20 protein-coding genes are annotated in these 18,558 nt (G+C 61.1%); 19 read left to right on the plus strand and 1 reads right to left on the minus strand.

The annotated features are described in order from the left end of the window. Window positions 1-56 precede the first annotated feature (56 nt). From rpsG to rpsJ, 3 genes are read left to right on the plus strand one after another with little or no spacing between them, the layout of a single operon-like run. The gene (rpsG, locus tag ACKUTP_RS04445; protein WP_006235013.1) at window positions 57-530 is read left to right on the plus strand and encodes a 30S ribosomal protein S7; all 474 of its coding nucleotides are present in this window, start codon (window positions 57-59) and stop codon (window positions 528-530) included. Window positions 531-549: 19 nt separating this feature from the next. Continuing rightward, a complete protein-coding gene (fusA, locus tag ACKUTP_RS04450; RefSeq protein WP_022094183.1) occupies window positions 550-2,649 on the plus strand; it encodes an elongation factor G in 2,100 nt (699 codons plus the stop codon). Between the two features lie 60 nt (window positions 2,650-2,709). Beyond that, entirely contained in the window at window positions 2,710-3,018 is a 309-nt protein-coding gene (gene rpsJ / locus ACKUTP_RS04455) for a 30S ribosomal protein S10 (protein ID WP_022094184.1), read from the plus strand. A gap of 115 nt (window positions 3,019-3,133) precedes the next feature. Here the strand turns inward: rpsJ and ACKUTP_RS04460 are convergent, their stop codons facing one another. Further along, the gene (locus ACKUTP_RS04460; protein ID WP_409063637.1) at window positions 3,134-3,910 is read right to left on the minus strand and encodes a biotin--[acetyl-CoA-carboxylase] ligase; all 777 of its coding nucleotides are present in this window, start codon (window positions 3,908-3,910) and stop codon (window positions 3,134-3,136) included. A gap of 176 nt (window positions 3,911-4,086) precedes the next feature. Between ACKUTP_RS04460 and ACKUTP_RS04465 the strand changes: the two genes are divergently transcribed. From ACKUTP_RS04465 to rplW, 16 genes are all read left to right on the plus strand, one after another. Then, window positions 4,087-5,046, plus strand: a complete 960-nt coding sequence (locus tag ACKUTP_RS04465) for a 3-oxoacyl-ACP synthase III family protein (RefSeq protein WP_409063638.1) — start codon at window positions 4,087-4,089, stop codon at window positions 5,044-5,046. 52 nt (window positions 5,047-5,098) lie between these two features. After that, entirely contained in the window at window positions 5,099-5,335 is a 237-nt protein-coding gene (locus ACKUTP_RS04470; protein ID WP_006235019.1) for an acyl carrier protein, read from the plus strand. Window positions 5,336-5,337: 2 nt separating this feature from the next. Then, a complete protein-coding gene (fabK, locus tag ACKUTP_RS04475) occupies window positions 5,338-6,282 on the plus strand; it encodes an enoyl-[acyl-carrier-protein] reductase FabK (protein WP_409063639.1) in 945 nt (314 codons plus the stop codon). Then, window positions 6,270-7,196, plus strand: coding sequence for an ACP S-malonyltransferase (locus tag ACKUTP_RS04480; RefSeq protein ID WP_409063640.1), 927 nt, complete (start codon window positions 6,270-6,272; stop codon window positions 7,194-7,196). Before fabK ends, ACKUTP_RS04480 begins: the two co-directional genes overlap by 13 nt. Before the next feature lie 30 nt (window positions 7,197-7,226). After that, a complete protein-coding gene (fabG, locus tag ACKUTP_RS04485) occupies window positions 7,227-8,000 on the plus strand; it encodes a 3-oxoacyl-[acyl-carrier-protein] reductase (protein WP_409063641.1) in 774 nt (257 codons plus the stop codon). 39 nt (window positions 8,001-8,039) lie between these two features. Next, window positions 8,040-9,287, plus strand: a complete 1,248-nt coding sequence (gene fabF / locus ACKUTP_RS04490; RefSeq protein WP_409063642.1) for a beta-ketoacyl-ACP synthase II — start codon at window positions 8,040-8,042, stop codon at window positions 9,285-9,287. A gap of 3 nt (window positions 9,288-9,290) precedes the next feature. After that, window positions 9,291-9,767 carry an acetyl-CoA carboxylase biotin carboxyl carrier protein gene (accB, locus tag ACKUTP_RS04495; RefSeq protein ID WP_409063643.1) on the plus strand — a complete coding sequence of 159 codons (477 nt, stop codon included), beginning with the start codon at window positions 9,291-9,293 and terminating at the stop codon, window positions 9,765-9,767. A 9-nt stretch (window positions 9,768-9,776) separates the two neighbouring features. Further along, window positions 9,777-10,199 carry a 3-hydroxyacyl-ACP dehydratase FabZ gene (gene fabZ, locus ACKUTP_RS04500; protein WP_117583068.1) on the plus strand — a complete coding sequence of 141 codons (423 nt, stop codon included), beginning with the start codon at window positions 9,777-9,779 and terminating at the stop codon, window positions 10,197-10,199. Window positions 10,200-10,209: 10 nt separating this feature from the next. After that, window positions 10,210-11,553, plus strand: coding sequence for an acetyl/propionyl/methylcrotonyl-CoA carboxylase subunit alpha (locus ACKUTP_RS04505; RefSeq protein WP_409063644.1), 1,344 nt, complete (start codon window positions 10,210-10,212; stop codon window positions 11,551-11,553). Beyond that, on the plus strand, window positions 11,540-13,264 hold the full coding sequence (gene accD, locus ACKUTP_RS04510) for an acetyl-CoA carboxylase, carboxyltransferase subunit beta (RefSeq protein WP_409063645.1): 1,725 nt from the start codon (window positions 11,540-11,542) through the stop codon (window positions 13,262-13,264). Before ACKUTP_RS04505 ends, accD begins: the two co-directional genes overlap by 14 nt. A 40-nt stretch (window positions 13,265-13,304) precedes the next feature. Then, on the plus strand, window positions 13,305-14,519 hold the full coding sequence (locus ACKUTP_RS04515; RefSeq protein WP_409063646.1) for a hypothetical protein: 1,215 nt from the start codon (window positions 13,305-13,307) through the stop codon (window positions 14,517-14,519). Window positions 14,520-14,671: 152 nt separating this feature from the next. After that, entirely contained in the window at window positions 14,672-15,826 is a 1,155-nt protein-coding gene (locus ACKUTP_RS04520; RefSeq protein ID WP_409063876.1) for a cation diffusion facilitator family transporter, read from the plus strand. Window positions 15,827-15,865: 39 nt separating this feature from the next. Beyond that, entirely contained in the window at window positions 15,866-16,492 is a 627-nt protein-coding gene (locus ACKUTP_RS04525) for a histidine phosphatase family protein (protein ID WP_409063647.1), read from the plus strand. 458 nt (window positions 16,493-16,950) lie between these two features. Continuing rightward, window positions 16,951-17,571, plus strand: coding sequence for a 50S ribosomal protein L3 (gene rplC / locus ACKUTP_RS04530; protein WP_035137484.1), 621 nt, complete (start codon window positions 16,951-16,953; stop codon window positions 17,569-17,571). Between the two features lie 46 nt (window positions 17,572-17,617). Continuing rightward, window positions 17,618-18,244 carry a 50S ribosomal protein L4 gene (gene rplD, locus ACKUTP_RS04535; RefSeq protein ID WP_006235032.1) on the plus strand — a complete coding sequence of 209 codons (627 nt, stop codon included), beginning with the start codon at window positions 17,618-17,620 and terminating at the stop codon, window positions 18,242-18,244. Beyond that, a complete protein-coding gene (rplW, locus tag ACKUTP_RS04540; protein ID WP_022094197.1) occupies window positions 18,245-18,532 on the plus strand; it encodes a 50S ribosomal protein L23 in 288 nt (95 codons plus the stop codon). Window positions 18,533-18,558 lie beyond the last annotated feature (26 nt).

Genomic DNA, 18,558 nt, shown 5'->3' on the forward strand with positions numbered 1-18,558 from the left:
TACTTTCGCCGTGTGCCGCCTAAGCGCCGCACGGTAGACACTTAAGGAGATTTCACATGCCGCGTCGTGCAGCAGCTAATCGTCGTGAGGTTCAGCCTGACGCCGTTTACAACAACCGCCTGGTGACTCAGCTCATCAACAAGGTCCTTCTTGACGGCAAGAAGGCCACCGCTGAGCGCATCGTTTACACCGCTTTCGAGATCGTTGCCGAGAAGTCCGAGGGTGGCGACGCTCTCGCTACCTTCAAGAAGGCTATGGACAACGTCAAGCCCACGCTCGAGGTTAAGCCCAAGCGTGTCGGTGGCGCTACCTATCAGGTCCCGATGGAGGTTAACTCCCGTCGTTCCACCGCTCTGGGTATCCGCTGGATCGTCAACTTCTCCCGCGCTCGCAAGGAGAAGACCATGGCCGAGCGTCTCGCCAACGAGATCCTCGACGCTTCCAACGGCCTGGGCGCTTCCGTCAAGAAGCGTGAGGACGTCTTCAAGATGGCCGAGGCCAACCGCGCGTTCTCTCACTATCGTTGGTAAGTTAAGGTAAGGAACTAACATGGCTAAGCCTAAGTACAAGCTTTCCGATACCCGTAACATCGGCATCATGGCTCACATCGATGCCGGTAAGACCACCACGACCGAGCGTATTCTTTACTACACCGGTAAGACCCACAAGATCGGTGAGGTCCATGAGGGCGCTGCCACCATGGACTGGATGGTTCAGGAGCAGGAGCGCGGCGTAACCATTACCTCCGCTGCTACCACGTGCTTCTGGAACAAGGACGGTAAGGACTACCGCATCCAGATCATCGACACCCCGGGCCACGTTGACTTCACCGCCGAGGTCGAGCGCTGCCTGCGCGTCCTCGATGGCGCTGTCGCCGTCTTCGACGCCGTTGCCGGCGTTCAGCCCCAGTCTGAGACCGTTTGGCGTCAGGCTTCCACCTTCAACGTCCCCCGCATCGCTTTCATCAACAAGTATGACCGCGTGGGCGCTGACTTCTTCAACGCTATCGAGACCATGAAGGATCGTCTCGACGCTAACGCCGTGGCCGCTCAGGTCCCGATGGGCGCCGAGGACAACTTCTGGGGCGTCATCGACCTGGTCACCATGACTGCATGGGACTTCAAGGCCGACGAGAAGGGTATGACCTACCCCGAGCCGATGGACGAGATCCCGGCTGAGTTTGCCGACATCGCTGCCACCAAGCGCGAGGAGCTCCTTGACGCTGCTGCCAGCTTTGACGACGAGCTCATGGAGAAGATCCTCATGGAGGAGGACTTCACCGTCGAGGAGCTCAAGGCTGCTCTGCGCAAGGGTGTTCTGGCCAATGAGCTCAACCTCGTCTTCGTGGGCTCCGCCTACAAGAACAAGGGCGTTCAGGAGCTGCTCGACGCTGTCGTCGACTACCTGCCCAGCCCGCTCGACGTTGAGGCCGTCACCGGTACCGATCCGGACACCGGCGAGGAGATCCAGCGTCATCCTTCCTTCGACGAGCCCTTCTCCGGCCTGGTCTTCAAGATCATGACCGATCCGTTCGTCGGTAAGCTCACCTATGTCCGCGTTTACTCCGGCCGCGCCGAGTCCGGCTCCTACGTTGTTAACGCTTCCAACGGTCAGCGCGAGCGCCTCGGCCGCATCCTCGAGATGAACGCCGCCGAGCGTATCGACCGTGACGACGCTGCCGCCGGCGACATCGTCGCTTGCGTCGGCTTCAAGAACTCCACCACCGGCGACACCCTGTGCGCCGAGGGCAAGGAGATCGTCCTCGAGAAGATCGAGTTCGCTAAGCCCGTTATCGACGTTGCCATCGAGCCCAAGACCAAGGCCGAGCAGGACAAGATGTCCCTGGCTCTGACCAAGCTCGCCGAGGAGGACCCGACCTTCCAGGTGTCCACCAACCACGAGACCGGCCAGACCATCATCGCCGGCATGGGCGAGCTGCACCTCGAGATCATCGTCGACCGTCTGCTCCGCGAGTTCAAGGTTGACGCTAACGTCGGTAAGCCCCAGGTTGCCTATCGCGAGACCGCTGGTCACGACGTCGAGAAGGCTGAGGGCAAGTTTGTCCGTCAGTCCGGCGGTCGCGGTCAGTACGGCCACGCTGTCATCAAGCTCGAGAAGATGGAGGAGGGCTTCGGCTACGAGTTCGTCAACGCTATCGTCGGCGGCGTCGTGCCCAAGGAGTACATCCCGTCCATCGACAAGGGCATCCAGGAGGCCCTGAACACCGGTGTTATCGCCGGCTTCCCGGTCCTTGACGTTAAGGTCACCCTGTTCGACGGTTCTTACCACGAGGTCGACTCCTCCGAGGCCGCCTTCAAGATCGCCGGTTCCATGGCTATCAAGGACGCCCTCAAGAAGTCCGATCCGCAGCTGCTCGAGCCGATCATGGCTGTCGAGGTCGAGACCCCCGAGCAGTACATGGGCGACGTTATGGGCAACCTCTCCGGTCGCCGCGGCAAGATCGAGGGCATGGAGGATCGCAAGAACAGCAAGCTCATCCGTGCCAAGGTGCCGCTGGGCGAGATGTTCGGTTACGCTACCGACCTTCGCTCCCAGACCCAGGGCCGTGCATCCTACACGATGCAGTTCGACTCTTATGAGCCCGCGCCCAAGTCCATCGTGGACGAGGTCATGAGCAAGAACGCCTAAGTTCGAGCTCCCTGTTACGTAATCCGCGAGAACATCTCTCGCACTCTTTGGAGGTTTAAGTTGGCTACCCAGAAGATCCGCATTCGCCTCAAGGGCTATGATCACGAGGTCGTCGATCAGTCCGCGAAGCTCATCGTCGAGACCGCTCAGAAGACCGGCGCTCGCGTTTCCGGTCCTGTCCCCCTGCCCACCGAGCGCAACCTGTACACGGTTATCCGCTCGCCGCACGTGAACAAGGACTCCCGTGAGCAGTTCGAGATGCGCACTCACAAGCGCCTCATCGACATCCTCGACCCCACCTCGGGCACCGTTGATTCGCTCATGCGTCTCGACCTCCCCGCTGGCGTCGACATTGACATCAAGCTCTAAGCGATATCGCTCATAGCTTAAAGGGCCCCGCTGCCGTTACGGTAGCGGGGCCCTTTTGTTTTGAATGATGGTTTGGACTGCCGGGTAATGCTGCCGAGCCGATGACTGCGGCGCCCTAATCGCTTAAGTGGCGCAAAGACGCCTCCTCAAAATGGAAGAAACGCAAGCCGTCTTTCGTTTCGATGCACGCGCGACCAAAGCCATCGACCGTTTTAAAGATGCCTCGCGCCAGCTCGTCTCCAGCGGGGGAGCGGGCGATAACGTGCTCTCCAATCCAATTGAGGTGAGCGACATATTCGCCGTGGACGGGCGCGAGCGGTCCGGTGTTTTCTTCCATGGAGTTGAGGCGTTCTGCCCAGGCATCTACGGCGTCTATAACGGCGTGATAGACCTCATCAAGGAGCATGTCGACGGTAGGAACGTTTTCGTTAAGGTCCGAGAGGCCAATTGCCGCCAGGCCGCCATCGGGCACCTCCTGCGGCGTGTAGTTTACGTTGACGCCAATGCCGCAGACGGCGAAGGGCCCGCCCTCGTTGTCACGAGCCGCTTCGACTAAGATGCCGCCAAGCTTATGTCCTCGTGCGACGAGGTCGTTGGGCCATTTGAGGCCGATCTCGTTAGCAAGACCCTGCTTTTCGAGCGCCTCGAGCACCGCTAGGCCGCTGACGGCGGCAAGACCAGAGTACTTTGCAGGATTAACGCATGGACGCAGGACAATCGAAAGCAATAGGTTGCCGGCGGTTGAATCCCACTTGTGGCCGCGCCGGCCGCGCCCTGCTGTCTGAGCCCGGGCGGCAAGTCCTGTGCCGTGCGGCGCTCCCCGTTTTCCTGCTTCGAGCAGGTCATCGTTGGTCGATCCGGTTACGTCGACTATCGTTAAACAAGAATCCATAACAGCTGCTACCTCCTAAGTTAATAAGGCAATCGCGCAATGGTGTCGAGAGATAGACACAATGTGAAGCCTTTGTCGCATTTGGACAATTTAATGTTAACACGTCAACAACGACAAAAATGCGCTATCCTCTCTTGGTCGATGTAAACACGTCAACAACTCAAAGGAGGTTAGTGATGGGTTTCACGATTCTTGGAACAGGCTCGGCGCTTCCTGAACGCAGTGTTTCCAATGACGAGCTGTCTGAGTTCCTCGATACCTCGGATGAGTGGATTTTTACCCGCACAGGTATCAAGAGCCGCCACGTCTGCACCACCGAGTCACTTGACGACCTTGCCGTAGCGGCGAGCGAGCGGGCACTCCAGGTGTCCGGAATCGACGCGAGCCAGCTGGATCTGATCGTCTGCTCGACGACGACGGGTGACCACCTTGTTCCCGCTGAGGCGTGTGCCGTTGCTGAGCGACTAGGCGCGACGTGCCCTGCCTTCGATGTCTCGGCGGCTTGTGCCGGCTTCGTATTTGCGCTCGATGTCGCCGAGGGCTATATCGCCCGCGGTCGCGCCACCTGCGTGCTTGTCGTTGCTGCCGAGCAGATGACGCGCGCGCTCGACTGGACCGACCGCGCCACCTGCGTGCTCTTTGGCGATGGGGCAGGCGCCGCAGTGATTGGAGCTGGGGGAGACAACCCCCTTGCCGTTGAGCTTTCGACGGCGCCCGACGTCGAGACGTTGCGCGTATCCGGTCTGGTCGGCACCTCGCCGTTTAAGGCCTCTGCAGATAGCGAGAGCGTGCTGTCCATGAATGGCCGCCGCGTGTTCAAGTTCGGCGTCAACGCCATCTGCGACACGGTCCATAAGCTTGCGAGCGATGCGGGCATTTCGGTCGAAGACATCGACCATTTTGTATTCCATCAGGCTAACGAACGAATCCTGAGTCAGGCGGTCAAGCGCCTGGGCGTGCCAGACGAGCGCGTGGTTCGAACGCTGCGCGAGACCGGCAACATTTCGAGCGCCTGCATTCCCTTTGCGCTTGATCGACTGGCACGCACCGACGCACTGAAAGCGGGCGACACCATTGCCCTCGTTGGATTTGGCGCCGGTTTGGATATAGGTGGCTATCTGCTTCGTTGGAAGTAGTCGCACATAGGAAATAAAAACGCCCCTAGGGCACAAACAAAGGAGAACTACCATGGCAGATCAGAAGACCTTCGAGCGCGTTTGCGACGTTATCCGCGAGACCGCCGGCCTTGACGACGTCGAGATGAAGCCTGAGTCCACGCTCGAGGAGATTGGCCTCGACAGTCTGGGCACCGTCGAGATCCTCGTCGCCGTCGAGGACGAGTTTGGTATCCAGCTCGATACCGAGGAGAACCCCAAGACGGTCGGCGAGTTCGCCGATACGGTCGAGGCGGCATTGGAGAAGTAGAGATGCTCAAGACTCCTCTCTGCGATCTGCTCGGCATCGAAAAGCCCGTGTTCCAGGGCGGTATGGCTTGGATTGCCGACGCCTCGTTGGCGTCCGCAGTGTCCGAGGCGGGCGGCTTAGGGATTATCGCAGCCATGAACGCCGACGCCAACTGGCTGCGCGACCAGATTCACGAGCTGCGCGCCAGGACGGATAAACCCTTTGGCGTCAACGTCATGCTCATGAGCCCGTTTGCCGACGAGGTCGCGCAGGTCGTGATTGACGAGCGAGTGCCGGTCGTCGTGACGGGCGCCGGCAATCCTGCCAAGTACATGAAGGCGTGGAACGAGGCGGGCATCAAGGTCATCCCGGTCGTTGCCTCGGTGGCGCTGGCGCGCCTCGTGGTGCGTCGTGGAGCCACGGCGGTTGTTGCCGAGGGTACCGAATCGGGCGGCCATATTGGCGAGACCTCGACGATGGCACTGGTGCCGCAGGTCGTCGATGCGGTCGACATTCCCGTCGTGGCCGCCGGCGGTATCGCGGATGGCCGCGGGGTGGCGGCCGCCTTTATGCTTGGCGCCGCTGGCGTCCAAGTGGGTACGCGTTTTCTCGTTGCCGATGAGTGCACCGTCTCGGAGCAGTACAAGGAGATGATCCTGAAGGCCAACGACACTTCGACGCGTGCGACCGGCCGCTCGACGGGACATCCGGTGCGCGCCCTCAAGAGTCCCTTCACCAACGCCTACGCCAAGAGCGAGGCGGCGGGCGTAAGTGTCGAGGAGCTCGGGGCCATGGGCACGGGCGCCCTTCGCAAGGCCGCCAAGGACGGCAATTACGAAGAGGGTTCGTTTTTGTGTGGACAGATTGCCGGCATGGTTAGCGAGCGCCAGAGCGCACGCGAAATCGTTGACGACCTGGTCGATGGCGCCGAGCGCGTCCTGAAGGGTGCGTGCGCATGGGTAGCGTAGCGTTTCTGTTTGCCGGCCAGGGTGCCCAACACCCCGCGATGGGCGTCGATCTGATCGAGACATCGCCGGCGGCCGCCGAGGTGTTCGCGATCGCCGACGAGGTGCGCCCGGGGACCAGCGAGCAGTGCCGGAGCGCCTCCAAGGAGGAGCTCTCGCAGACCGAGAACACGCAGCCGTGCGTGTTCGTTCACGACCTGGCAGCGGCCGCCGCATTGCGTGAGCGCGGCGTGGTGCCTGCCGCCTGTGCGGGATTTTCGCTGGGCGAGGTCGCCGCGCTCACCTTTGCGGGGGCGTTCGATACGCGAGCGGGCTTTGAGCTTGTGTTCGAGCGCGCGGCGCTGATGGCCGCGGCTGCCGAGCGCCATCCGGGCGGCATGCGCGCCGTCATCAAGCTCGATGCGGCGCAAGTCGAGAACCTGGCTGCGCAGGCCGGCGAGGACTGCTGGCCGGTCAACTACAACAGCCCGCAGCAGACGGTTGTTGCCGGAGCGCCCGAGGCGCTGCAGGCGCTCGACGTCCTAGTAAAAGAGGCTGGCGGCCGCGCCATGAAGGTCGCGGTGTCGGGTGCATTTCATAGCCCCTATATGGCCGAGGCGACCTGTGGCCTTGCCGCATATATTGAGGCCGGTCACGCGCCGTCCCCGTTGCTCATTCCTGTTTTGGCAAATATGACAGCGGCGCCCTATCCGGCGGACCCCCAGACGGCATCGGGTGTCTTGGCCAATCAAGTGAGCCATGCCGTGCGCTGGGTCGATACGCTGCACACTCTGCAGGATCAAGGCATCGACACATTTATTGAGGTCGGTCCTGGCAAAACACTGTCGGGCCTGGTCAAGCGTACGCTGAGCGACGTTCGCGTTTATTCGTGCGAAACGGCCGAGCAGGTCGCAGCTATTGCCGATGAGCTCGCATAGCCCACAGGGCTGTAACCCGAAAGGAATGACATGGGCAACTTGAACAACGGCGCGCTCGAGCGCAACGACTCACGCCGTGTGGCACTGGTCACGGGCGGCTCGCGGGGAATCGGCCGCGCTTGTGCGGTTGGCTTGGCGGAGGACGGCTTTGATATTGCCGTCGTCTATGCCGGTAGCGTCGATGCCGCGCGCGAGACATGCGGAGCCTGCGAGATGGTTGGCGCCACGGCGCGCGCATATCAATGCGACGTGGCAGACCCCGCTGCCGTCAATGCGTGCGTGGAAGCGGTCCTCAACGACTTTGGCTCCATTTGGGCGCTCGTCAACAACGCCGGCATCACGCGCGACGGCCTGCTCATGCGTATGGGTGACGATGCCTTCGACCGCGTGCTCGATGTCAATCTCAAGGGCACGTTCAATACGACGCGCGCACTCACCAAGACCTTTATGCGCCAGCGCGGCGGTTGCGTCATCAACATGAGCTCGGTTGTGGGCCTGATGGGCAATGCCGGGCAGGCCAACTACGCTGCCTCCAAGGCGGGCGTCATCGGCCTGACCAAGGCGGTAGCGCGCGAGCTTGCGCCCCGCGGCGTACGAGTGAACGCGGTCGCACCCGGGTTTGTCGAGACGGATATGACGGCAAAGCTCTCGGAGAAGGTTCGCGCGGCAACCGAGGAGCAGATTCCCCTAAAGCGCATGGCGCGCCCCGAGGAAGTGGCCGGCGTGGTGCGCTTTTTAGCGAGCGATGCGGCTGCCTACATTACGGGCGAGGTCGTACGCGTCGACGGCGGAATGGCGATGTAGAAATCAGGACCGAAGAACGGCTTGGATGAGGAGACCATGATGGAACAGAGAGTTGCAATCACCGGTATCGGTGCCGTGTCGCCGCTCGGCAACACCGCGCTTGCCACCTGGGCGGCCATGTGCGCCGGCACGTGCGGCATCGGCCCGATCACGCACTTCGATACCGATGCATTTGCTGTCAAGGTGGCAGCCGAGGTCAAGGGCTTTGACGGCAACGAGTACTTTGGCAAGCGTGACGCCAAGCATCTCGACCCCTGCGTTCAGTTTGCGATGGCGGCTTCGGACGAAGCCATGCACGATGCGGGCTTTGATGCCGAAGGCGCCATCGATCGAGAGCGCCTGGGCGTCTACGTGGGGTCGGGCGTGGGCGGCATGCAGACACTCGTCGACAACGTCCACACGATCGCCGATCGGGGGCCTCGTCGCGCATCTCCTTACATGATCGCGATGATGATTCCCAACATGGCTTCGGGCAACATCGCGATTCGCCATAAGGCAAAGGGCCCGACCCTGCCCGTCGTGACCGCGTGCGCAACCTCGGCCCATGCGGTGGGCGAGGCGTTCCGCGCCATCAAGCACGGCTATGCCGATGCGATTCTCGCCGGCGGTGCTGAGGCCGCAATTATCCCCGATGCCGTTGCGGGCTTTACGTCCTGCCGCGCATTGACCACCAATCCCGATCCCGCGACGGCATGCCGTCCGTTCGATGCAGACCGCGACGGCTTTGTGATGGGCGAGGGCGCCTGCGTGCTCGTGCTCGAGAGCATGGAACATGCGCAGGCGCGCGGTGCGCACATTTATGCCGAGGTCGTGGGCTACGGCAACACCGATGATGCCTATCACATCACGAGCCCCGATCCCGAGGCTGCCGGCATTGCCCGTGCGATATCACTGGCGGTGGCCGAGGGCGACGTTAAGCCTTCCGAGGGCCTCTACATCAACGCTCACGGCACCTCGACCAAGCTCAACGATTCGTCCGAGACGGCGGGCATTAAGCGTGCGCTCGGCGAGGACGCGGCACGCGCCGCGCACGTCTCGTCGACCAAGTCGATGACCGGCCACATGATCGGTGCCACGGGCGCCATCGAGGTCATGGCCTGTGCCATGGCGCTCGAGCAGGGTGTGGTACCCCCGACTATTAACTACCACACGCCCGATCCCGCCTGCGATCTTGATTACACGCCTAATCGAGCGGTTCGCGCCGACCTTACCTGGGCGCTTTCGACCAACCTGGGCTTTGGCGGGCACAACGCCGCCATCGCGCTGCGTAGATATACGAGGAGCTAGAGCATGGATTCCAAAAGACTTGCCGAGATAGCCGATGTTATGGAGGACCGCGGCCTCACGCGCGTACGCGTTGAGGAGCCCGATGGCACCGCGGTCGAACTTGAGCGCGTGAGCGCCGCGCAGCCGGTTGCCGTGCCCATGCCTATGCCGGGTGCCGTGACTGCTCCGGCGGTGGCTCCTGTCGCCATGCCTGCCGCCGCACCGGAGCCCACCGCGCAGGCGCCTGCCGCCGCACCGGAGCCCAAGGGCACCGAGGTGACCGCTCCCATGGTTGGCGTTTTCTATGCTGCCCCGGCGCCGGGTGACGAGCCGTTTGTGCACGTGGGCTCCAAGGTCAAGGCCGGCGAGACCCTCTGCATCATCGAGGCCATGAAGGTTCTCAACGAGGTGACGGCCGAGGCAGACGGCGAGGTGCTCGAGATCTGCGTGGCCGACGGCGACCTCGTGGAGTTTGGCAGCTGCCTCATGAGGATCGGATAGGTGATGTCCATGAACAAAGAAGAGCTCAAGAAGCTGTTGCCGCATCGCGAGCCGATGCTTTTGCTCGACGAGGCCGAGCTGGTGGGCGACGAGGCCCACGGCAAGATCACGATCACGGGCGACGAGTACTTTTTGCAGGGGCATTTTCCGGGAAACCCGGTGGTCCCCGGCGTGATTCAGTGCGAGATGCTCGCCCAAAACTGTTGCGTGCTGCTGATGGACGACGAGGAAGCGCGCGGCGCGACGCCGTTCTACACGAGTCTGGACAAGGTGCGCTTTAAGCGTCCGGTGCGCCCGGGCGACACGGTTGATCTGGTGTGCACCATCACGCGTGCGCGCGGGCCGTTCCGCTTTGCGACGGGTACTGCGAGCGTCAACGGTGAGGTTTGCTGCCGCGCCGATATGTCTTTTGCACTCATGCACGAAAGTTAAGGAAGGCTTCATGTTCGACAAAGTGCTCATCGCCAACCGCGGAGAAGTCGCGGTCCGTGTTATCCGCGCGTGCCGCGATATGGGCATCAAGACCGTCGCCGTTTATTCCACGGCCGATGCGGACGCGCTGCACGTGCAGCTTGCCGACGAGGCGTATTGCATCGGCGGCCCGCGTCTTGCCGAGAGCTACCTCAACGACGATGCTGTGCTCACCTGTGCCGTAAAGTCGGGAGCTAAGGCGATCCATCCCGGCTATGGCTTCTTTTCCGAGAAGGCGAGCTTCGTGCGCGACTGCGACAAGTATGGCCTGACGTTTGTCGGTCCTTCGGCCAAGGTGATCGACAGCATGGGCGACAAGGACGCCGCACGTCGAACGGCTGCCGCGGCGGGCGTGCCCATCGTACCGGGCTGCGATTTGCTCAAAAGCCCCGAGGAGGCGACGGCCGAGGCTGAGCGCATTGGCTGCCCCGTGCTTATTAAGGCGCGTGCGGGCGGCGGCGGTCGCGGTATTCGTAAGGTCGAGCGCGTGGAAGATGCGGCAAAGGCCTTTATTGAAGCACGCGCCGAGGGCGAGGCCGTTTTTGGCGACGGCGAGTGCTACATGGAGAAGTTCGTCGCGCCGGCGCATCACGTTGAGGTACAGATTATGGCCGATAAGCAGGGCCATGTGTTTTCGCTCGGCGAGCGCGAGTGCTCGGTGCAGCGGCGCAACCAAAAGCTAATCGAGGAGAGCCCCGCGCCGTGCCTCGACGGACACGACGACATTCGTGCTCGCATGCACAAGGCGGCGCGTGACCTGGCTCGTGCCGTCGGCTACGAAGGAGCCGGTACCATCGAGTTCCTGTATTCGGACGACGGCAATTTCTACTTTATGGAAATGAACACGCGCTTGCAGGTGGAGCATCCGGTTACGGAGTTTGTGACCGATACCGACTTGGTCAAGTGGCAGCTGCGCGTGGCAGCCGGCCAGCCTCTGCCCTTTGAGCAGGAGGATATGCCGGTCCGCAACCACGCCATGGAGTGCCGCATCAATGCCGAAACGCCGGACTTTCTGCCGTCATGCGGAACGGTCACCGCGTTGCGTGTGCCGGGTGGTCCGCGCGTGCGCTGGGATTCCGCCATGTTTACCGGTGCTAAAGTTCCGCCGTACTACGACTCCATGCTTGGCAAGCTCATCGTGTGTGCGCCCACGCGTGACGGCGCCATTCGCAAGATGCGCTCGGCCCTGGGCGAGCTCGTGATTGAGGGCGTGAGCGAAAACAGCGAGCTTCAGCTCGACGTGCTGGCAAACGACGAGTTCTTGTCGGGCATGTATCACACCGATCTGATGGGGCATCTCTATGCTGATGAATAGAAAAGCGAAGACGGTCAACGTCCTCGAGGGACCGATGACCGAGTCGTGCGCCGAGTTTCCCGCGCGCCACGTGTTTATCAAGTGCCCGGAGTGCCGCCGCGTGATCGATGAGGCACGCCTACACGACAACCTCGAGGTCTGCCCTCGTTGCGGCAAACACTTTCGCGTGAGCGGTCGCGCGCGCATGCGCATGACGGTCGACGAGGGCACGTTTGAGGAATGGGATGCCAATCTGGCGCCGGAGGACTTCCTCTCGTTTCCCGGCTATGCCGACAAGCTCAAGAGCGTGAGCGAGCGTTCGGGCGAGCGCGATGCCGTTGTGTGCGGCAGGGGCAAAATCTGCGGTTGCGATACCGCGCTCTTCTTTATGGACGCCAACTTTATGATGGGCTCGATGGGCTCCGTGGTGGGCGAGAAGATCTGTCGCACATTTGAGCGTGCGACCGAGCTGGGATTGCCGGTTGTCGGCTTTACCGTTTCGGGCGGTGCGCGCATGCAGGAGGGCGTGACCTCGCTTATGCAGATGGCCAAGATTTCTGCGGCGGTTAGGCGCCACAGTGAGGCGGGCGGCCTGTATGTCACGGTGCTCACCGACCCCACGACCGGAGGCGTAACCGCGAGCTTTGCTATGGAGGGCGACATTATCCTGGCCGAGCCCGATGCCCTGACGGCATTTGCAGGCCCGCGCGTGATCGAGCAGAACATGCACAAGCGCCTGCCCAAGGGATTCCAGCGCTCCGAGTTTTTGCTGGAGCACGGCTTTTGCGATGCCGTTGTACCGCGTGGCGAGGTTGCGCTCACGGTAGGCGAGCTGCTGGCGCTGCACGAAGGGCACGCGCCCGGCCTGGGGGCACCGCACGAGATTGTGCATACGGGCCGCCGCGGCAAAAAGCTGGGACACTTGTTTAAGCGCTCGGCGCCACCAAAAACCGCGCTCGAGATTGTCAAGCAGACCCGCTCGGCAGATCGCGCCACGGCAGGCGAGATGATCTCGCTGGGCCTGGATGGATTTGTGGAGCTGCACGGCGACCGCTACTTTGGCGACGACGCTGCTGTGGTGGCTGGCATTGGCTGGAAAGACGGACGCCCCGTAACGGTCATCGCCGTCGAGCGCGGCACCACGACTAAAGAGCGTATGCGTCGCAACTTTGGTATGGCACATCCCGAGGGCTACCGCAAAGCGCGTCGCCTGATGCGCCAGGCCGAAAAGTTTGGTCGACCGGTTCTGTGCCTGGTCGATACTTCGGGCGCGTTTTGCGGCATCGGTGCCGAGGAACGCGGCCAGGGTGAGGCGATTGCCCAGAATCTCATAGAGATGAGCGGCCTCAAGACGCCGATTGTCTCGGTGGTGACAGGCGAGGGCGGCTCTGGTGGCGCGCTGGCGCTGTCCGTGGCCGACCGCATCCTGATGCTCTCGAGCTCGGCCTATTCGGTCGTGAGCCCCGAGGCCTGTGCGTCGATCCTGTGGAAGGATACCGAGCGCGCGAATGAGGCCGCCGAGGCGCTTAAGCTCACGGCCCCCGATCTGTTGGCGCTCGGCATCATCGACGGCATTGTTGACGATAGGGGCCTGTCGCATGAGGAGATCGCCGGTGCCGTCATGTCCTCGGCATTTGATGCCTTCGATACGCTTGGGCAGCTCGACGACGCGACCCTCACAAACCTCCGCTACGAAAAGTACCGCGCAATCGGTCAGTACCGCACGATGTGACAAAGGGACAGCCCACATGTCATATTGGGAAAGGCGTTCCATGCTACAAGTTTCTAACACCTCGTTTACAACGTCGGTTTCATCAAACGCCATGGCCGTGGTGGACTATCTGTCCAAAAGCATGATGTCGGCGCTGCCGTTTATTGTCTGCGCGGCGTTGTTCCGCACCGTCGCTGTCATTATGGGCGAAGGCATGCTGGGCCTGTGGTCTGCCGATTCCGATATCTATCGCCTGTTCTACAGTTGGCTCTATAACGCCGGCTACTACTTTTTGCCCATTTATCTTGGTTGGGCGGCCGCCCGCCAGCTCGGTTGCTCGGAGCAGCTGGGCATGATGCTGGGCGGCGTATTGATTGCGCCCGATCTGCTTAAGCTCGTCGATGCCGCATCGACGACGGGGGCATCGATGACTTCCGTGTATGGTCTGCTTCCCGCGCCGGTCAACGATTACACGACGACTGTTATTCCAGTTCTCCTTTCGGTGCCTGTGCTATGGCGAGTGGAGTGTTTCTTTAAGCGCGTTATCCCTAGGGCCGTGGCATTTTCGTTTGTTCCGTTTGCGACCATGCTTGTCATGGTTCCGGTTTCGCTGTGTATTACGGCACCGGCGGGCAGCTATCTGGGCATGCTGTTGGGCCAGCTTATGTTTATGCTTGGCAATTCCGGTGGCATCGTGTCGCTGCTCACGCTCATGGGGCTTGCCGCGGGCTGGGAGTTCCTAAAGATAGCGGGCGTCAGCAACGTCGTTCTATCGCTTGCGTACGCGCAGTTTATGAGTGTGGGAACGGATTCGTGCATCCTGATTGCCGCGACGATGGCGACGTTCGCCGTTTGGGGCATGCCTTTTGGCGCGTCGCTCCGCGTTGCGGATAAGGACGAGAAGGCGCTCATGCTGGGCTACTCAATCTCGGGTGTTCTTGGCGGCGTAAGCGAGCCGGCGCTGTACGGTTGCGGCTTTAAATATGGCAGGTGCCTGACGTGCATGGCCATTGGCGGCGCCGTCGGAGGCCTTGTTGCAGCCGTGGGCCACGTTACGGCCTATACCATCGGCATGACGAATGTCCTCATGGTCATTGGCTTTGCCACGGGCGGCATCTCGAACCTGCTGTGGTGCTGCGCTGCCGGCGGTGTGGCATTTGCGGTGTCTGCGGCGCTGAGCTGCTGCTTTGGCGTGGTGCCGGCGAAGGGACAGACGATGGGGGACGGAGCCGATTCACCCGAAACCTCGAAGAGCGTGGCCGAAGTAAGCGCGTAAACCTGTGCGACACAAGGACGATTCCTTTGCCATGCTCCAAGGCCGTGGCCCGTGTGGGTCGCGGCCTTTTTGTATCTGAAGGACAAAGTGGCTACACTACAATCCGTTTGAGCAATAGATATATATAGGCAGTACCGTGGGGGCTGATGAAGATGGTCGAGTGGATCGTTCGTCGTGCGCAGGGCGACCGTGCGCGCGTGGGCACGTTGACGGGCATGGTGTGTATTCTCGCTAATGTTGCGCTTTGTGCTGCGAAGGGCGCAATTGGTGTGCTGTCGGGATCGGTTTCGATTGTGGCGGATGCCATGAACAACCTGTCCGATGCCAGCTCGAATATCGTGAGCGTGCTGGGCTTTAAGCTGGCGAGCAAGCCGGCGGACCCCGAGCATCCTTACGGACATGGCCGCTACGAGTATCTCTCGGGTCTGGTCGTGGCGGCGCTCGTGCTGCTGATCGGCGTTGAGCTGGTGAAGTCCTCGGTTGAGCGCATCATCCACCCCGAACCTGTCGAGTTCTCGCTTGCCCTGGTGGCAGTTCTAGTGCTTTCGATGGTCGTAAAGCTCTGGATGGCGGCCCTCAACCAAAAGCTCGGCGATCGCATTGAGTCCGAGACGCTGCATGCGACCGCGCAGGATTCCAAGAACGATGTCCTTGCTACGGGTGCCGTGCTGGCATGTGCGATTGTTTCGCAGGTGACGCACATCAATCTTGACGCATGGGTTGGCTTTGCCGTTGGCGCCTATATTGGCTGGAGCGGCCTTGAACTTATTCAAGATACGGTGAGCCCGCTTTTGGGCCAGTCACCCGATCCTAAGCTGGTCAAGCACATTCGAGACAAGATCATGAGCTATCCCGGCGTTTTGGGCGTTCACGATTTGATGGTTCACGACTACGGCCCGGGCAGGAAGTTTGCAAGTGCGCACGCCGAGATGGCGGCCGAGGCCAGCCCGCTGGAAAGCCACGACACGCTCGATAACATCGAGCAGTCGTTTAGGAACGAAGACGGCATGATTGTCACGCTTCACTACGACCCCATCGTGACCGACGATCCAAAGGTGGCGAGCATGCGCTTGCGCATCAACGCTATGGCTCAAGAGATCGATAGCCGCCTTTCGATTCATGATTTGCGCTGCGTGCCGGGCCCCACGCACACCAACGTGATTTTTGACTGCGTGCGTCCCTCGGATCTGCAGATGAGTGCCGAAGACTTAAAGCACGCGCTGGCACAACGGGTCGAATCGGAATATCCCAAGTCGATTGCCAAGATTACGATCGACGAAGACTACGTAGGGCATACCCACGAGTAAGGCTGTGCCGGCAAAGCAGGTTATGCAGAAGGGGAGAGCATGAAGAAGCTGTATCTACTCCGCCACGGTCAGACGGAGTTCAACGTCAAAAAGCTGGTCCAGGGCCGCTGCGATTCGCCGCTGACCGATCTGGGCCGTCAGCAAGCCGGGATGGCAGCCGCATGGCTTAAGGGCCACGGCGTCGTCCCCGACAAAGTGGTCTCTTCGCCCTTAGGCCGAGCCATGGACACAGCTCAGCTCGTCGCATGCGAGCTCCTCGGCCCGGACGCAGCAGCCGAGCCCTGCGAAGGCATTATCGAGCGCTGCTACGGCTCCTTCGAAGAAGGCCCGCACGGCGCGCTGCCCACCGACGTCTGGGATCCGGGCGAGGACCTGGTCCCCTTCGGAGGAGAAGGAAGCCAGGCGCTACAAGAACGTATGGTGGATGCGCTTACCAATATCATGGGCTCCGAGGGCATCGAAACCCTTCTAGCAGTAAGCCACGGCAGCGCCAGCCGCCAATTTATCAAGGCCGCAGCCCCAGAGGGCTTCGAGCTCCCAACAAAACTCCCCAACTGCGCCATCATGATCTTCGATTTCGATGAGGCAAAGTCACAAGTAGAAGGCGAGCCAATGCAATGCAAGTTCACCCTCCAGCAAATAGTGGACCCCCAACAAAGTAATTAGCTGAGCGAGCAGAGTTAAGCAGACATCTACGTGGCGTTCCCAGTGTGCGGCGGAGGGGGCGGGCCTGAGGCATATTAAGGTTGTCGCGAGTTCCGCACGAACAGGAGAGCACTTAATGTGCTCTCCGTCGTGAGCAGGACTGTAGAGCAGCAACCTTAATATGCCTCAGGCCCGCCCCCTCCGCCGCACACTGGGAACGTGCCACGCACTTTACCTGCGTAAACAATGTGAGTGAAATATGAATCTCGATGGATACGCCCGCAGCCGTGTATACTAAACAGCTGTGTGAAACCAGGGGAGTATTCTGGCTGGACAAAATGCCTGCTTAATAGGGTTGTCAGGTAGTCCGGACGCAATACAAGGCTGGGGAGCACGTCGTGTAAGTAGTGGTCCTCTAGGGGCGTACGCTCGGTGGTGTACGCATTGTCCCAAGACCACGCGAGAGTTGGGATCATATCTTGATCAGCATGATTCTCGGCCGCAAGATTGGCATGACCCAGGTTTGGGACGAGGACGACAACGTCGTTCCCGTCACGGTCATCCAGGCTGGCCCCTGCGCTGTCTCGCAGGTTAAAACTCAGGCAACCGACGGCTATGACGCCGTCCAGATCGGTTTCGGCGACATCAAGGCCAAGAACGTGAACAAGCCCATGGCTGGTCACTTCGCTAAGGCTGGCGTCGAGCCTGTCCGTTTCCTTCGTGAGGTCCGCGTCGAGAACGGCGAGGAGCACAAGGTCGGCGAGGTCGTCACCGTCGCTGATTTCGCTGATGTCGAGAAGGTCGACGTCATCGGTACCTCCAAGGGTAAGGGCTTCCAGGGTCGCATCAAGCGCTGGGGTCAGCGCCGCGGTCCTATGACGCATGGTTCTCACTTCCAGCGTCACCCCGGTTCTATCGGTCAGTGCGCCTATCCTGCGCGCGTCCTCAAGGGCGTCAAGATGGCCGGTCACATGGGTAACGAGCGCGTTACCGTCAAGAACCTTTCCGTTGTCCGCATCGATGCCGAGCAGAACCTCATCTTGGTCAAGGGCGCTGTCCCGGGTGCCAAGAATGGTCTCGTCGCCATCCGTATGGCCTAAGGGCCCAGCCCATTTAGCCCAGCGTCATACCAAGGAGAACACTTAAATGGCAAAGTTTGAAGTAAAGAACAGCGAGGGCAAGAAGGTCGCCGAGGCCGAGCTCGCCGCTGAGGTGTACGGCATCGAGCCGAACATCCACGTTATGCACCACATCGTCAAGTGCCAGATGGCCTCTTGGCGTCAGGGCACCCAGTCTGCTAAGGGTCGCTCTGAGGTTTCCGGTGGCGGCAAGAAGCCTTGGCGTCAGAAGGGCACCGGCCGTGCCCGCCAGGGTTCCATCCGTGCTGCCCAGTGGCGTCACGGTGGCGTTGTCTTCGCCCCCAAGCCCCGTTCCTACGCTAAGCGTATGAACAACAAGGAGGTCAAGCTGGCTATGCGCTCCGCGCTGTCCGCCAAGCTGGCCGATGGCGAGCTCGTGCTCGTCGACGACTACGGCTTCGAGAAGCCTTCCACCAAGGCTGCCGTCGCCATGCTCAAGGCTCTCGGTCTTGAGGGCAAGCGTCTGACCATCATCGTTCGCGATGAGGACGTCAACGCCTACCTGTCGTTCCGCAACATTCCCAAGACGTTCATCATCACCGCTGACGAGGCCAACACCTACGATCTCGTCAACAACAACGCTGTGCTGATGCCCGCCGACATCGCCGCTCACTTCGGGGAGGTGCTTGCATAAATGACCGCCCACGAGATCATCATCCGTCCGATCGTGTCCGAGCGTTCCTTCTCCGGCATGGAGCTGAACAAGTACACGTTCGAGGTCGCCAAGGATGCTAACAAGTATCAGATCAAGGACGCTGTCGAGGAGATCTTCGGCGTCAAGGTCGTTCGCGTGAACACCCTGACGGTCAAGCCCAAGACCAAGCGCGTGCGCTATGTCGCCGGCAAGACCCGTTCTTGGAAGAAGGCCATCGTCACGCTGGCCGAGGGCGACACCATCGAGGTCTTTGGCAACCAGGCCTAAGACTCGCTGCTGTTGAGTGAGCTCAT

The sequence above is a fragment of the Collinsella sp. wc0529 genome (assembly GCF_046116875.1).
Taxonomy (GTDB): Bacteria; Actinomycetota; Coriobacteriia; order Coriobacteriales; family Coriobacteriaceae; genus Collinsella.

Bases quoted from the DNA above. Each gene is read 5' to 3' on its own strand.
- ACKUTP_RS04520 (WP_409063876.1), top strand. From the start codon at position 14,672: ATGGTCGAGTGGATCGTTCGTCGTGCGCAGGGCGACCGTGCGCGCGTG.
- ACKUTP_RS04460 (WP_409063637.1), bottom strand. From the start codon at position 3,910: ATGGATTCTTGTTTAACGATAGTCGACGTAACCGGATCGACCAACGAT.
- fabF (WP_409063642.1), top strand. From the start codon at position 8,040: ATGGAACAGAGAGTTGCAATCACCGGTATCGGTGCCGTGTCGCCGCTC.
- accB (WP_409063643.1), top strand. From the start codon at position 9,291: ATGGATTCCAAAAGACTTGCCGAGATAGCCGATGTTATGGAGGACCGC.
- rplD (WP_006235032.1), top strand. From the start codon at position 17,618: ATGGCAAAGTTTGAAGTAAAGAACAGCGAGGGCAAGAAGGTCGCCGAG.
- ACKUTP_RS04470 (WP_006235019.1), top strand. From the start codon at position 5,099: ATGGCAGATCAGAAGACCTTCGAGCGCGTTTGCGACGTTATCCGCGAG.
- ACKUTP_RS04515 (WP_409063646.1), top strand. From the start codon at position 13,305: ATGCTACAAGTTTCTAACACCTCGTTTACAACGTCGGTTTCATCAAAC.
- ACKUTP_RS04525 (WP_409063647.1), top strand. From the start codon at position 15,866: ATGAAGAAGCTGTATCTACTCCGCCACGGTCAGACGGAGTTCAACGTC.
- accD (WP_409063645.1), top strand. From the start codon at position 11,540: ATGCTGATGAATAGAAAAGCGAAGACGGTCAACGTCCTCGAGGGACCG.
- fabK (WP_409063639.1), top strand. From the start codon at position 5,338: ATGCTCAAGACTCCTCTCTGCGATCTGCTCGGCATCGAAAAGCCCGTG.
- ACKUTP_RS04505 (WP_409063644.1), top strand. From the start codon at position 10,210: ATGTTCGACAAAGTGCTCATCGCCAACCGCGGAGAAGTCGCGGTCCGT.
- ACKUTP_RS04480 (WP_409063640.1), top strand. From the start codon at position 6,270: ATGGGTAGCGTAGCGTTTCTGTTTGCCGGCCAGGGTGCCCAACACCCC.
- rplW (WP_022094197.1), top strand. From the start codon at position 18,245: ATGACCGCCCACGAGATCATCATCCGTCCGATCGTGTCCGAGCGTTCC.
- ACKUTP_RS04465 (WP_409063638.1), top strand. From the start codon at position 4,087: ATGGGTTTCACGATTCTTGGAACAGGCTCGGCGCTTCCTGAACGCAGT.
- rpsG (WP_006235013.1), top strand. From the start codon at position 57: ATGCCGCGTCGTGCAGCAGCTAATCGTCGTGAGGTTCAGCCTGACGCC.
- fusA (WP_022094183.1), top strand. From the start codon at position 550: ATGGCTAAGCCTAAGTACAAGCTTTCCGATACCCGTAACATCGGCATC.
- fabZ (WP_117583068.1), top strand. From the start codon at position 9,777: ATGAACAAAGAAGAGCTCAAGAAGCTGTTGCCGCATCGCGAGCCGATG.
- fabG (WP_409063641.1), top strand. From the start codon at position 7,227: ATGGGCAACTTGAACAACGGCGCGCTCGAGCGCAACGACTCACGCCGT.